Raw genomic sequence first — 14,465 nt, forward strand, 5'->3', positions numbered from 1 at the left:
CCCATGGCCGTCAAGAAACGAGGTCTCGGACGTGGACTGGATGCACTGCTCAGCGGTCCCACTGTCAGCTCGCTGGAAGAGCAGGCCGTCCAGGTCGATCAGCGTGAGTTGCAGCATTTGCCGCTGGACCTGATCCAGCGCGGCAAATATCAGCCGCGCCGGGACATGGATCCGCAGGCGCTGGAAGAATTGGCCCAGTCGATCAAGAGCCAGGGCGTGATGCAGCCGATCGTGGTCCGGCCGATCGCCAATGGGCGCTTCGAGATCATTGCCGGCGAACGTCGCTGGCGCGCCAGCCAGCAGGCCGGCCAGGAAACCATCCCGGCGATGGTCCGCGATGTGCCGGATGAAACGGCCATCGCCATGGCGCTGATCGAGAACATCCAGCGTGAAGACCTCAACCCGATCGAGGAAGCCGTGGCCCTGCAGCGCTTGCAGCAGGAATTCCAGCTGACCCAGCAACAAGTTGCCGAGGCGGTGGGCAAGTCCCGCGTGACCGTGGCCAACCTGCTGCGCCTGATTGCGTTGCCGGAAGTCATCAAGACCATGCTGTCCCATGGCGACCTGGAAATGGGTCATGCCCGTGCATTGCTCGGTTTGCCGGAAAATCAACAGGTTGAAGGGGCGCGACATGTTGTCGCACGCGGTCTGACTGTGCGCCAAACCGAGGCACTGGTTCGCCAGTGGCTGAGCGGCAAACCGGCCCCTGTCGAGGCACCCAAAACCGATCCTGATATCGCTCGCCTGGAACAACGCCTGGCCGAGCGCCTGGGCTCTGCGGTGCAGATCCGCCACGGAAAGAAGGGCAAGGGACAATTGGTGATTGGTTACAACTCCCTCGATGAGCTGCAAGGTGTCCTTGCACACATTCGCTGAAACAATTGCTCTTGTAGCGCGCAGTCGGAAATCACTACCTGACAGTTGAATAGGGGCAGAACCGCCCCTATACTCTGCGCGCATTTTGTCGGCACAAATTATGCCAAGTTATTGAATTATGGCGGCCGACTATTGGAGAGCAAAAGCGATGGAAACCCGCACGCCAAACCGCTTGCCGTTCCATCGTCTGGCAGTTTTCCCGGTTTTGATGGCCCAGTTCACCGTTGTACTGATCGCCGCATTGGCGCTCTGGCAATGGAAAGGAGTCGTCGCCGGATACTCAGGGCTTTGCGGAGGCCTGATAGCCTTGCTTCCCAATATTTACTTTGCTCACAGGGCCTTTCGGTTTTCCGGCGCCCGAGCAGCCCAGGCTATCGTCCGGTCTTTTTATGCCGGTGAGGCGGGGAAACTGATTTTGACGGCAGTGCTGTTTGCATTGACGTTCGCAGGTGTGAAGCCACTGGCGCCGCTGGCTGTATTCAGCGTCTTCGTGCTGACCCAACTGGTTAGCTGGTTCGCTCCCCTGCTAATGAGAACAAGACTTTCGAGACCTTAGGGCGTTTGAGGCAACCATGGCAGAGACAACCGCTTCGGGCTATATCCAGCACCACTTGCAGAACCTGACCTTCGGTCAGCTACCCAACGGCGGCTGGGGCTTTGCCCACACCGCAGCAGAAGCCAAGGAAATGGGTTTCTGGGCTTTCCACGTCGATACCCTCGGCTGGTCGGTCGCATTGGGTCTGATCTTCGTTCTTCTTTTCCGCATGGCGGCAAAGAAGGCGACTTCCGGTCAGCCTGGTGCACTGCAGAACTTCGTTGAAGTACTGGTCGAATTCGTCGATGGCAGCGTGAAAGACAGCTTCCATGGCCGTAGCCCGGTGATCGCACCGCTGGCACTGACCATCTTCGTCTGGGTGTTCCTGATGAACGCCGTCGACCTGGTACCGGTCGACTGGATTCCTCAGCTGGCCATCCTGATCTCCGGCGACCACCACATCCCATTCCGCGCCGTGTCGACCACCGACCCGAACGCGACCCTGGGCATGGCCTTCTCGGTCTTCGCACTGATCATTTTCTATAGCATCAAGGTCAAGGGCATCGGCGGCTTCATCGGCGAACTGACCCTGCACCCGTTCGGCAGCAAGAACATCCTGGTTCAAGCCCTGCTGATCCCGGTGAACTTCCTGCTGGAGTTCGTGACCCTGATCGCCAAACCGATTTCTCTGGCACTGCGTCTGTTCGGCAACATGTATGCCGGCGAACTGGTGTTCATCCTGATCGCTGTGATGTTCGGCAGCGGCCTGCTGTGGCTCAGCGGCCTGGGTGTAGTCCTGCAATGGGCGTGGGCTGTGTTCCACATCCTGATCATCACCCTGCAGGCGTTCATCTTCATGATGCTGACCATCGTCTACCTGTCGATGGCGCACGAAGAAAACCATTAAGGCCAGTCTCGACTAGTCTGATGTCCTTCCCGGTCAAACGGGAAGGAGCCCGAACCGGGCTGAGAAACGATTTGTTTTACCGCTTTAATCTAAAAAACCTAAACCATACGACGTAAAAGTCGGGAGGAAAGATGGAAACTGTAGTTGGTCTAACCGCTATCGCTGTTGCACTGTTGATCGGCCTGGGCGCACTGGGTACCGCAATTGGTTTCGGCCTGTTGGGCGGCAAGTTCCTGGAAGGCGCAGCGCGTCAGCCAGAAATGGTTCCAATGCTGCAAGTCAAAATGTTCATCGTGGCCGGTCTGCTCGACGCCGTGACCATGATCGGTGTTGGTATCGCTCTGTTCTTCACCTTTGCGAACCCGTTCGTTGGTCAAATCGCTGGCTAATTACTCGGATGTCTCGAGTAGATTGGTGTGATGGACAACGTAACTGCGAGGTGTTGGCGTGAACATTAATGCGACCCTGATTGGCCAGTCCGTTGCGTTCCTGATTTTTGTACTGTTCTGCATGAAGTTCGTATGGCCTCCGGTCATTGCGGCATTGCACGAACGTCAAAAGAAGATCGCTGATGGTCTGGACGCTGCCAGCCGTGCAGCTCGCGACCTGGAGTTGGCCCATGAGAAAGTGGGTCAGCAACTGCGCGAAGCGAAAGCTCAGGCAGCTGAAATCATCGAGCAAGCCAAGAAACGCGGTACCCAGATTGTCGACGAAGCCCGTGAACAGGCTCGCGTCGAAGCTGACCGTGTGAAGGCTCAGGCTCAAGCCGAGATCGAACAGGAACTCAACAGTGTCAAAGACGCGCTGCGTGCCCAAGTGGGTGCCCTGGCCGTTGGCGGTGCTTCGAAGATCCTGGGTGCCACAATCGATCAAAACGCGCACGCAGAGCTGGTTAACCAACTGGCTGCTGAAATCTAAGCGAGGGCGATCATGGCAGAACTGACCACGTTGGCCCGACCTTACGCTAAGGCGGCCTTCGAGCACGCTCAGGCCCACCAGCAACTGGCCAATTGGTCAGCCATGCTCGGCCTGGCTGCAGCGGTGTCGCAAGACGACACCATGCAGCGCGTGCTCAAGGCCCCGCGACTGACGAGCGCAGAAAAGGCCGCCACGTTCATTGACGTGTGCGGCGACAAGTTCGATGCCAAGGCACAGAATTTCATTCACGTCGTTGCCGAAAACGACCGTCTCCTGCTTCTGCCGGAGATCGCCACTCTTTTTGACCTGTACAAGGCCGAGCAAGAGAAGTCGGTAGACGTGGAAGTGACCAGTGCTTTCGCATTGAACCAAGAACAGCAAGACAAACTCGCCAAGGTTCTCAGTGCACGACTCAACCGGGAAGTGCGCCTGCAAGTCGAGGAAGACAAGTCCCTGATAGGGGGCGTTGTAATCCGCGCCGGCGACCTGGTTATCGATGGCTCGATTCGCGGCAAAATCGCGAAACTTGCCGAAGCATTGAAATCTTGAGTTTGAAGGGGCAGCAGAGCAATGCAGCAACTCAATCCTTCCGAAATAAGTGAAATTATCAAGGGCCGCATCGACAAGCTCGATGTGACCTCCCAAGCCCGTAACGAAGGCACTGTCGTCAGCGTATCTGACGGTATCGTGCGGATTCACGGTCTGGCCGACGTCATGTACGGCGAGATGATCGAGTTTCCGGGCGGCGTCTACGGTATGGCCCTCAACCTGGAGCAAGACTCCGTAGGTGCCGTTGTACTGGGTTCCTACCAGTCGCTGGCCGAAGGCATGAGCGCCAAGTGCACCGGCCGCATCCTCGAAGTTCCGGTTGGTAAGGAACTGCTGGGTCGCGTTGTCGACGCACTGGGTAACCCTGTTGACGGCAAAGGTCCGCTGAACAACACCGAGACCGACGCGGTCGAGAAAGTTGCTCCTGGCGTGATCTGGCGTAAGTCGGTAGACCAGCCTGTACAGACTGGCTACAAGGCTGTCGATGCCATGATCCCTGTCGGCCGTGGCCAGCGTGAGCTGATCATCGGTGACCGTCAGATCGGTAAGACCGCTCTGGCGATCGACGCGATCATCAACCAGAAGAACAGCGGCATTTTCTGCGTCTACGTAGCCATCGGTCAGAAGCAATCGACCATCGCCAACGTGGTTCGCAAGCTGGAAGAAAACGGCGCCCTGGCCAACACGATCATCGTGGCAGCCAGCGCATCGGAATCTCCTGCGCTGCAGTTCCTGGCACCGTACTCCGGTTGCACCATGGGCGAATACTTCCGCGACCGCGGTGAAGACGCGCTGATCGTTTATGACGATCTGTCCAAGCAGGCAGTGGCTTACCGCCAGATCTCCCTGCTGCTGCGCCGTCCACCAGGCCGTGAAGCCTACCCAGGCGACGTGTTCTATCTCCACTCCCGTCTGCTGGAGCGCGCATCCCGCGTTTCGGAAGAGTACGTAGAGAAGTTCACCAACGGCGCAGTGACCGGCAAGACCGGCTCCCTGACCGCTCTGCCGATCATCGAAACCCAGGCTGGCGACGTTTCCGCGTTCGTTCCGACCAACGTGATTTCCATCACCGACGGTCAGATCTTCCTGGAATCGGCCATGTTCAACTCCGGGATCCGTCCTGCTGTGAACGCCGGTGTTTCGGTATCCCGTGTGGGTGGTGCCGCTCAGACCAAGATCATCAAGAAGCTGTCCGGTGGTATCCGTACCGCCCTGGCCCAGTACCGTGAACTGGCGGCATTCGCCCAGTTCGCTTCTGACCTGGACGAAGCGACCCGTAAGCAACTTGAGCATGGTCAGCGCGTTACCGAGCTGATGAAGCAGAAGCAATACGCACCAATGTCGATCGCTGACATGGCGCTGTCGCTGTATGCCGCTGAGCGTGGGTTCCTGACTGACGTTGAAATCGCCAAGGTCGGCAGCTTTGAACAAGCGCTGATTGCTTACTTCAACCGCGATCACGCCGACTTGTTGGCCAAGATCAACGTGAAGGGTGACTTCAATGACGAAATCGACGCTGGCATGAAAGCCGGTATCGAGAAGTTCAAGGCCACCCAAACCTGGTAAGCCGCAGCGGGAGTCGCAAGGCTCCCGCTTGCTAACCTGATAGGTGTTACATGGCAGGCGCAAAAGAGATTCGCAGTAAGATTGCGAGCATCAAAAGCACGCAAAAAATTACCAGCGCCATGGAAAAAGTGGCGGTCAGCAAAATGCGCAAGGCACAAATGCGCATGGCTGCTAGCCGCCCTTATGCGGAGCGCATCCGCCAGGTTATTGGTCATCTGGCCAACGCCAACCCGGAATATCGCCACCCGTTCATGATCGACCGTGCTATCAAGCGCGTCGGTTACGTCGTGGTGAGCAGTGACCGTGGTCTGTGTGGTGGCTTGAACACCAACCTGTTCAAGGCCCTGGTCAAGGACATGGCTGTAAACCGCGAACAAGGCGTCGAGATCGATCTGTGCGTGATTGGTAGCAAGGGTGCGGCTTTCTTCCGCAACTTCGGCGGCAACGTCGTCGCTGCTATCAGCCACCTGGGTGAAGAGCCGTCGATCAATGATCTGATCGGCAGCGTCAAGGTGATGCTGGATGCTTACCTGGAAGGCCGGATTGACCGCCTGTCCGTGGTATCCAACAAGTTCATCAACACCATGACGCAACAGCCAACCGTGGAGCAGTTGATTCCACTGGTGGCGACCCCGGAACAGGAACTCAAGCACCACTGGGACTATCTCTACGAACCGGATGCCAAGGAGCTGCTTGACGGCTTGATGGTCCGCTACGTGGAGTCGCAGGTCTACCAGGCGGTGGTCGAGAACAACGCAGCTGAACAAGCAGCGCGGATGATCGCGATGAAGAACGCTACCGACAACGCCGGTGATTTGATCAGCGATTTGCAGCTGATCTACAACAAGGCGCGTCAGGCTGCGATCACCCAAGAGATCTCGGAAATCGTCGGCGGCGCTGCCGCGGTTTAACGGTTCAAATATTCAGAGGATCCAGCTATGAGTAGCGGACGTATCGTTCAAATCATCGGCGCCGTTATCGACGTGGAATTTCCACGCGACAGCGTACCGAGCATCTACAACGCGCTGAAAGTACAAGGCGCGGAAACTACCCTGGAAGTTCAGCAGCAGCTGGGCGACGGCATCGTTCGTACCATTGCGATGGGTTCTACCGAAGGCTTGAAGCGCGGTCTGGACGTTATCGACTCTGGCGCTGCCATCTCCGTACCGGTCGGTAAAGCGACCCTGGGCCGGATCATGGACGTACTGGGTAACCCGATCGACGAAGCGGGTCCGATCGACACCGAAGAGCGCTGGGGCATTCACCGTCCTGCGCCATCCTTCGCTGAACAGGCGGGCGGCAACGACCTGCTGGAAACCGGCATCAAGGTTATCGACCTGGTTTGCCCGTTCGCCAAGGGCGGTAAAGTCGGTCTGTTCGGTGGTGCCGGTGTGGGCAAGACCGTAAACATGATGGAACTGATCCGTAACATCGCCATCGAGCACAGCGGTTATTCCGTGTTCGCCGGTGTGGGTGAGCGTACTCGTGAGGGTAACGACTTCTACCACGAGATGAAGGATTCCAACGTTCTGGACAAAGTGGCACTGGTCTACGGCCAGATGAACGAGCCGCCGGGAAACCGTCTGCGCGTAGCCCTGACCGGCCTGACCATGGCCGAGAAGTTCCGTGACGAAGGTAACGACGTTCTGCTGTTCGTCGACAACATCTACCGTTACACCCTGGCCGGTACCGAAGTATCCGCACTGCTGGGCCGTATGCCTTCGGCAGTAGGTTACCAGCCGACCCTGGCTGAAGAGATGGGCGTTCTGCAAGAACGTATCACTTCGACCAAGGAAGGTTCGATCACTTCGATCCAAGCGGTATACGTACCTGCGGATGACTTGACCGACCCGTCGCCAGCGACCACCTTCGCCCACTTGGACGCCACCGTCGTTCTGTCCCGTGACATCGCTTCCCTGGGTATCTACCCAGCGGTTGATCCACTGGACTCGACTTCGCGCCAGCTGGACCCGAACGTGATCGGCCAGGAGCACTACGACACCGCTCGCGGCGTCCAGTACGTGCTGCAGCGCTACAAAGAGCTGAAGGACATCATTGCGATCCTGGGTATGGACGAGCTGTCGGAAGCCGACAAGCAGTTGGTATCCCGCGCTCGTAAGATCCAGCGCTTCTTGTCGCAGCCGTTCTTCGTGGCTGAAGTCTTCACCGGTGCCTCGGGTAAATACGTTTCCCTGAAAGACACCATTGCTGGCTTCAAAGGCATCCTCAACGGTGACTACGACCACCTGCCAGAACAAGCGTTCTACATGGTCGGCGGCATCGAAGAAGCGATCGAGAAAGCCAAGAAACTGTAATCCCGGCGCCCGGCAACGGGCGCTAATTTAGGTTGAGGCAATCAGATGGCTATGACAGTCCATTGCGATATCGTCAGTGCGGAAGGGGAAATCTTCTCCGGTCTGGTCGAGATGGTGATTGCGCATGGTGAGCTGGGTGATCTTGGTATCGCTCTGGGTCACGCACCGCTGATCACTAATCTGAAACCGGGTCCGATCCGCTTGATCAAGCAGGGCGGGGAAGCCGAGGTGTATTACATCTCCGGTGGTTTCCTCGAGGTTCAGCCGAACATGGTCAAGGTCCTTGCCGACACTGTGCAACGTGCTGCCGACCTGGACGAAGCCTCCGCTCAGGAAGCCGTCAAGGCTGCCGAGAAGGCCCTGCACGAGCGAGGCGCGGAGTTCGATTACGGTTCTGCTGCTGCACGTCTGGCCGAGGCCGCAGCCCAGCTGCGTACCGTCCAGCAGATCCGCAAGAAGTTCGGCGGCTAAGCCGTCTGCTTTCTGTGCGATTGATTAAAAAGGGTAGCCTCGGCTACCCTTTTTTCTTTTCCCGACACTCATCATCTGGTCGCAGCCGCTGACCACCCAGGATTGGTAGCCAGTCATGTCTCTTGAAATCGTTATCCTCGCGGCCGGTCAAGGCACTCGCATGCGTTCGGCGCTGCCCAAGGTCTTGCACCCGGTAGCCGGCAACTCCATGCTCGGCCATGTTATCCACAGCGCCCGGCAACTTGATCCACAGCGCATTCACGTGGTGATCGGCCACGGTGCCGATGCGGTGCGCGAACGCCTGGCCGCCGATGACCTGAATTTCGTTCTGCAGGACAAACAACTGGGCACCGGCCATGCAGTGGCCCAGGCCGTGCCGTTCATCACGGCCGATACGGTGCTGATTCTCTACGGCGATGTGCCGCTGATCGAAGTCGACACCTTGCAACGCCTGCTCAAGCATGTCGCGCCACAACAGTTGGGCCTGTTGACCGTCGAGCTCGACGACCCCACCGGTTATGGCCGCATCGTACGTAACGTCGACGGCCAGGTGACCGCCATCGTCGAGCAGAAGGACGCCAACGAAGCCCAGCGCGCGATCACTGAAGGCAACACCGGGATTCTGGCCGTACCGGCCGAGCGCCTGGGTGACTGGATGAGCCGCTTGTCGAACAACAATGCCCAGGGCGAGTACTACCTGACCGATGTGATCGCCATGGCGGTCAGCGACGGGCTGGTGGTCGCCACCGAGCAGCCGCTGGACGCCATGGAAGTGCAAGGTGCCAATGATCGTCGGCAACTGGCCGAACTGGAGCGCCACTATCAATTGCGCGCCGCCCGCCGCCTGATGGCCCAAGGTGTGACCCTGCGCGATCCGGCCCGTTTCGACGTGCGTGGTGAAGTCAGCGTGGGTCGCGACGTGGTCATCGACATCAACGTCATCCTCGAAGGCAAGGTTGTCATCGAAGACGACGTGGTCATCGGCCCGAACTGCGTGATCAAGGACAGCACCCTGCGCAAAGGCGTGGTGATCAAAGCCAACAGCCATCTCGACGGTGCGGTCATGGGAGAGGGCAGCGACGCCGGCCCGTTTGCCCGCCTGCGTCCAGGCTCGGTGCTGGAAGCCCGTGCCCATGTGGGTAACTTCGTTGAACTGAAGAATGCTCATCTGGGCGAAGGCGCCAAGGCCGGGCACCTGACCTACCTCGGTGACACTGAAGTCGGCGCCCGCACCAACATTGGCGCCGGGACCATCACCTGCAACTACGATGGCGCCAACAAGTGGAAAACCGTGTTGGGTGAAGATGTGTTCATCGGCTCGAACAACTCCTTGGTGGCGCCTGTGGATATCTCCAACGGTGCGACCACGGCAGCCGGTTCGACCATTACCCAGAATGTGGATAACGCACAGTTGGCGGTGGGACGAGCGCGGCAGAAGAATATTGATGGCTGGAAGCGCCCGGAGAAAATCAAGAAAAGTTAAGTTATCCACAATCCCCTGTGGGAGCGAGCTTGCTCGCGATAGCGGTGTATCAGGTAAAGCAGCATTGCCTGAACTGGCCCCTTCGCGAGCAAGCTCGCTCCCACAGTAATTTAGGGAGTTTCTGAATTTTTCTTTTCCTGCCTTGACGACATCCCTTCAATAGGTTTTGATTGCTTACGTTATCTTTCGAATCGAAACTTATACCGCCATGTCGAAACGCAACACACCACAACGCCGTCACAACATCCTTGCCTTGCTCCAGGAGCAGGGTGAGGTCAGTGTGGATGAGTTGGCCAAGCGCTTCGAAACCTCGGAAGTTACGATTCGCAAGGATCTCGCCGCCCTGGAAACCAACGGCCTTCTGCTGCGTCGCTACGGTGGCGCGGTCCCGATGCCGCAGGAGTTGGTGGCCGATAACGGGCAAACCGTCTCCAAGTACAAACTGGCCATTGCCCGGGCCGCGGTGAAGCGGATCCGCGAACATGCGCGCATCATCATCGACAGCGGCAGCACCACGGCGGCCATGATTCCGCAACTCGGCCAACAGCCGGGCCTGGTGGTGATGACCAATTCCCTGCACGTCGCCAATGCCTTGAGCGAACTGGAGCACGAGCCGGTGCTGTTGATGACCGGCGGCACCTGGGACCCTCATTCCGAGTCGTTCCAGGGCCAGGTGGCCGAGCAGGTCCTGCGTTCCTACGACTTCGACCAGTTGTTCATCGGCGCCGACGGCATCGATCTGGTTCGAGGTACCACCACCTTCAACGAACTGCTGGGCTTGAGCCGTGTGATGGCTGAGGTTACCCGCGAAGTGATCGTGATGGTGGAGGCCGACAAGATCGGCCGCAAGATCCCCAACCTGGAGCTGCCGTGGAGCAGCGTCCATACCCTCATTACCGATGATCGCCTGCCCGTAGAGGCCCGCGATCAGATTCAGGCCCGCGGCATCACCGTGATCTGCGCGCCTGTCAGCCAGGAGAAATAGCATGTGTGGAATTGTCGGCGCCGTTGCTGAACGCAACATCACAGCAATCTTGCTCGAAGGCCTCAAGCGCCTGGAGTACCGCGGTTATGACAGCGCCGGTGTGGCGGTGTTTACCAACGACGAGAAGCTCGAACGCATGCGTCGTCCGGGCAAGGTCAGCGAGCTGGAGCAGGCGCTGGAAGCCGAACCGCTGCTCGGTCGCCTGGGCATCGCCCACACCCGCTGGGCCACCCATGGCGCGCCGTGCGAGCGTAACGCTCACCCGCATTTTTCCGGCGACCTGGCGGTGGTGCACAACGGCATCATCGAAAACCACGAAGCCCTGCGTGAACAGCTCAAGGCGCTTGGCTATGTGTTCACCTCGGACACCGACACTGAAGTCATTGCCCATCTGCTCAATCACAAGCTCAAGGACCTGTTGGACCTGACCGTCGCCCTCAAGGCCACCGTCAAGGAACTGCACGGTGCCTATGGCCTGGCGGTCATCAGCACGAAACAACCTGATCGCCTGGTGGCAGCCCGCAGCGGCAGCCCATTGGTCATCGGCCTCGGCCTGGGGGAAAACTTCCTGGCTTCCGACCAGTTGGCGCTGCGCCAGGTCACCGACCGCTTCATGTACCTGGAAGAAGGCGATATCGCCGAAATCCGCCGCGACAGCGTGCAGATCTGGGACCTCGATGGCAAAAGTGTAGAGCGTGAGACCGTCCAGTACCGCGACGGTGCCGAAGCCGCTGACAAGGGCGAGTTCCGCCACTTCATGCTCAAGGAAATCCACGAACAACCGGCCGTGGTGCAACGCACCCTGGAAGGCCGCATGAGCCAGAACCAGGTGCTGGTCCAGGCGTTCGGTCCACAGGCGGCCGAGTTGTTCGCCAAGGTCCGCAACGTGCAGATCGTGGCCTGCGGCACCAGTTATCACGCCGGCATGGTCGCCCGTTACTGGTTGGAAGAACTGGCTGGTATTCCGTGCCAGGTCGAAGTCGCCAGCGAGTTCCGCTATCGCAAAGTGGTGGTGCAACCCGATTCGCTGTTCGTCACCATCTCCCAGTCCGGCGAAACCGCCGACACCCTGGCCGCCTTGCGCAACGCCAAGGAACTGGGTTTCCTCGCCAGCCTGGCGATCTGCAACGTGGGCATCAGCTCGCTGGTGCGCGAATCCGACCTGACCCTGCTGACCCAGGCCGGTCGTGAGATCGGCGTGGCGTCGACCAAGGCGTTCACTACGCAACTGGTGGGGTTGCTGTTGCTGACGCTGGCCTTGGGCCAAGTGCGCGGTACGCTGGGCAAGGGCGTCGAGGCCGAACTGGTGGAAGAACTGCGTCGCCTGCCGGCTCGCCTGGGCGAAGCCCTGGCCATGGACGGTACTGTGGAAAAAATCGCCGAGCTGTTCGCCGAGAAGAACCACACCCTGTTCCTGGGCCGTGGCGCGCAATTCCCGGTGGCGATGGAAGGGGCCTTGAAGCTCAAGGAAATCTCCTACATCCACGCCGAGGCCTACCCGGCCGGCGAGCTCAAGCACGGCCCGCTGGCGCTTGTGGATAACGACATGCCGGTGGTCACCGTCGCGCCGAACAACGAGCTGCTGGAAAAGCTCAAGTCCAACCTGCAGGAAGTGCGCGCCCGTGGCGGCCAGTTGATTGTCTTTGCCGACGAAAAGGCTGGCATGACCAATGGCGAAGGCACCCACGTGGTGCACATGCCACACATCCACGACATCCTGTCGCCGATTCTCTACACCATCCCGCTGCAACTGCTGTCGTACTACGTCGCGGTGCTCAAGGGGACTGATGTGGACCAGCCGCGTAACCTGGCGAAATCTGTGACGGTGGAGTGAGTCGCCCACCAGAAGCCTGGCTCTCCTTGGTGATCCTAAGTCATAAGTCTGTTCGGGTTTAGCGCTGCTAAACCCGGTCATTCTTCCCTGACGCATGGCTAGACCTTGATCGTATATCCCCCTTTACCACAGCAGAATACGAACCAGACTTAGCATCTGCGCTAATTGAGCAGCCAGAGGTGGAACTGGAAGGTATTTTTCGATTTTTATCTGAAATATGAAAAAATACTTTCATATTTTTCTCGCTTAGAAGCGAGTGCCTGGAATCTATGTGCTAGTATTTTTTCAAATTCCTGCAGAAATTGAAAAAATACGGCCATGCCTAAAAAAACCGCACCCCTCATGCCGTCAGCCGAGCGGCTCCTGCGCCAGTTTGGCGAACGGATCGAGCTGGCTCGTAAGCGCCGTAAGATAACTGCGGCGCAAATGGCGGCGCGGGCAGGCATGAGCGCCCCCACGTTGAGGGCGCTGGAAAGTGGCAGCCCCGCTGTGACCATCGGAGCCTACGTTTCAGTGTTAGTAGCCTTGGGGTTGGAGAAGGATCTCGAATTGCTTGCACGCACGGATGAGCTAGGCCGTGATCTGCAAGATGCTGAGCTGAAAGGGCGGTCTGCAGTCGAGCACATCAAGCCAAAAGTACGGCTGCCTCAATTTCATTGGGACAACTTGGTCAGCGTCTCAGCAAAAGAAAATAGTTCTACATCACCAGCCGCTGACAGTCGGAGCCAGACAAGCTCTGAACTGGCTAAGAAGCTTCTAGGGGACGACGATGCCTGAAAGGATTTTCGTCTACGCAGACTGGAATGAAACAGCACCGGTACTGCTTGGGACCCTTCATTCCCGCAGATTGGCAGGATCAGAGCGTATGGAGTTTGAATACGCGCGGGCCGTTCTTCAAACCATTCACACTCAGATTGCGATCGACCCTCGGATTCAGCCTTACGAAGGACGGCAATATCCAGCGAGAAATTGCTTTGGGTGCGTATCGGACTCCTCACCTGATCGATGGGGGCGACTGCTGATGGATCGTCGCCTGGAGCGGGATAAAAGAGCAGGAGTCGTACCGCAGGACGCACGGCTATTTGACTCGGACTACCTCATCGGTGTTCACGACGCTTACCGGGTAGGGGGGTTGCGTTTCAAAGTGGAGGAAGAGGGAGCGTTCCTTGACGACCATGTGGAACAGGCCGCCCCACCTATGGCTCGCATGCGGGAGCTTGAAGAGGCTTCGCGTCGATTTGAAGCCGGAGAGGATCGGGGGGCTCAGGGGCAGGACTGGATTCGAATGCTCATTGCTCCAGGTGGCTCTCTGGGCGGAGCGAGGCCCAAGGCAAGCGTAGTCGATGACGATCACGCTCTCTGGATAGGAAAATTCCCCAGTAATAGAGACACCCACGACGTGGGCGGCTGGGAGATGGTCGTCAACACATTGGCCCAAGGCTGTGGACTAAATGTTGCCGAAGGGAGAGCGCAACGATACGCGAGTGATTACCACTGTTTCATGGTTAAGCGCTTTGACAGAACAGCAAAGGGTGGGCGACTTCACTTTGCTTCAGCGATGACCCTGACGGAGCACCAAGATGGTGATGGGCATGAGACGGGGGCGAGTTATCTGGAGATTGCAGAGGTATTGGTGAGGGAGGGTGCCGCTCCCGACTTAGATCTTCGCGAGCTTTGGCGAAGAATTGTCTTCAACATGCTGGTTTCGAATACTGACGATCATCTACGAAACCATGGTTTCCTATTGCAGCCAGGGCGCGGTTGGCGTCTTTCGCCTGCGTATGACATGAACCCTGTCCCTGGAGATACTGGCTTGAGGCTCAACGTTTCAGAGGCAGATAACGCCATGGACCTTGATTTGGCAATGAGCGTGGCAGGCTACTTCCGAGTGTCTGCTGACGATGCCAGACAAACCATCGAGAGGTTTCAGGGCGTCGTCAGGAAATGGCCCAGAGTCGCGCGCTATCTGGGAATCTCAAGCAATGAGCAGGAGCGCATAGCGCCAGCATTCGCGCTTGCCCGCTGA

15 protein-coding genes are annotated in these 14,465 nt (G+C 58.2%); all 15 read left to right on the plus strand.

Going from position 1 to position 14,465, the window contains the following annotated elements; genetic code table 11:
* Positions 1–3: 3 nt before the first annotated feature.
* Positions 4–876, plus strand: a complete 873-nt coding sequence (locus F7R20_RS06640) for a ParB/RepB/Spo0J family partition protein (RefSeq protein ID WP_003207098.1) — start codon at positions 4–6, stop codon at positions 874–876.
* 148 nt (positions 877–1,024) lie between these two features.
* Positions 1,025–1,432, plus strand: a complete 408-nt coding sequence (locus F7R20_RS06645) for a F0F1 ATP synthase subunit I (RefSeq protein WP_013694636.1) — start codon at positions 1,025–1,027, stop codon at positions 1,430–1,432.
* A gap of 16 nt (positions 1,433–1,448) precedes the next feature.
* Positions 1,449–2,318, plus strand: a complete 870-nt coding sequence (gene atpB / locus F7R20_RS06650) for a F0F1 ATP synthase subunit A (protein WP_003207096.1) — start codon at positions 1,449–1,451, stop codon at positions 2,316–2,318.
* 131 nt (positions 2,319–2,449) lie between these two features.
* Positions 2,450–2,707: a F0F1 ATP synthase subunit C gene (gene atpE, locus F7R20_RS06655; RefSeq protein WP_003097235.1), complete on the plus strand. Its 258-nt coding sequence runs from the start codon at positions 2,450–2,452 to the stop codon at positions 2,705–2,707.
* Between the two features lie 58 nt (positions 2,708–2,765).
* Positions 2,766–3,236: a F0F1 ATP synthase subunit B gene (locus F7R20_RS06660; protein ID WP_003187193.1), complete on the plus strand. Its 471-nt coding sequence runs from the start codon at positions 2,766–2,768 to the stop codon at positions 3,234–3,236.
* A 12-nt stretch (positions 3,237–3,248) separates the two neighbouring features.
* Positions 3,249–3,785: a F0F1 ATP synthase subunit delta gene (locus F7R20_RS06665; RefSeq protein ID WP_003207094.1), complete on the plus strand. Its 537-nt coding sequence runs from the start codon at positions 3,249–3,251 to the stop codon at positions 3,783–3,785.
* Positions 3,786–3,806: 21 nt separating this feature from the next.
* On the plus strand, positions 3,807–5,351 hold the full coding sequence (atpA, locus tag F7R20_RS06670; protein ID WP_003207093.1) for a F0F1 ATP synthase subunit alpha: 1,545 nt from the start codon (positions 3,807–3,809) through the stop codon (positions 5,349–5,351).
* A gap of 50 nt (positions 5,352–5,401) precedes the next feature.
* Positions 5,402–6,262 carry a F0F1 ATP synthase subunit gamma gene (gene atpG, locus F7R20_RS06675; RefSeq protein ID WP_003207090.1) on the plus strand — a complete coding sequence of 287 codons (861 nt, stop codon included), beginning with the start codon at positions 5,402–5,404 and terminating at the stop codon, positions 6,260–6,262.
* 27 nt (positions 6,263–6,289) lie between these two features.
* A complete protein-coding gene (gene atpD / locus F7R20_RS06680; RefSeq protein ID WP_003207089.1) occupies positions 6,290–7,666 on the plus strand; it encodes a F0F1 ATP synthase subunit beta in 1,377 nt (458 codons plus the stop codon).
* Between the two features lie 45 nt (positions 7,667–7,711).
* Positions 7,712–8,137, plus strand: coding sequence for a F0F1 ATP synthase subunit epsilon (locus F7R20_RS06685; protein ID WP_003207087.1), 426 nt, complete (start codon positions 7,712–7,714; stop codon positions 8,135–8,137).
* Between the two features lie 115 nt (positions 8,138–8,252).
* Entirely contained in the window at positions 8,253–9,620 is a 1,368-nt protein-coding gene (gene glmU, locus F7R20_RS06690) for a bifunctional UDP-N-acetylglucosamine diphosphorylase/glucosamine-1-phosphate N-acetyltransferase GlmU (protein ID WP_003207085.1), read from the plus strand.
* 208 nt (positions 9,621–9,828) lie between these two features.
* Positions 9,829–10,605 carry a DeoR/GlpR family DNA-binding transcription regulator gene (locus tag F7R20_RS06695; RefSeq protein WP_003207082.1) on the plus strand — a complete coding sequence of 259 codons (777 nt, stop codon included), beginning with the start codon at positions 9,829–9,831 and terminating at the stop codon, positions 10,603–10,605.
* Position 10,606: 1 nt separating this feature from the next.
* Complete coding sequence (gene glmS / locus F7R20_RS06700) at positions 10,607–12,439, plus strand: glutamine--fructose-6-phosphate transaminase (isomerizing) (protein ID WP_003207080.1); 1,833 nt, start codon at positions 10,607–10,609, stop codon at positions 12,437–12,439.
* Between the two features lie 318 nt (positions 12,440–12,757).
* Positions 12,758–13,216: a helix-turn-helix domain-containing protein gene (locus F7R20_RS06705; RefSeq protein ID WP_013694633.1), complete on the plus strand. Its 459-nt coding sequence runs from the start codon at positions 12,758–12,760 to the stop codon at positions 13,214–13,216.
* Positions 13,209–14,465, plus strand: coding sequence for a type II toxin-antitoxin system HipA family toxin (locus F7R20_RS06710; protein WP_003207078.1), 1,257 nt, complete (start codon positions 13,209–13,211; stop codon positions 14,463–14,465). The genes F7R20_RS06705 and F7R20_RS06710 overlap by 8 nt, the downstream gene beginning before the upstream one ends.

The sequence above is a fragment of the Pseudomonas brassicacearum subsp. brassicacearum genome, from assembly GCF_008801605.1.
GTDB classification, from domain to species: domain Bacteria; phylum Pseudomonadota; class Gammaproteobacteria; order Pseudomonadales; family Pseudomonadaceae; genus Aquipseudomonas; species Aquipseudomonas brassicacearum.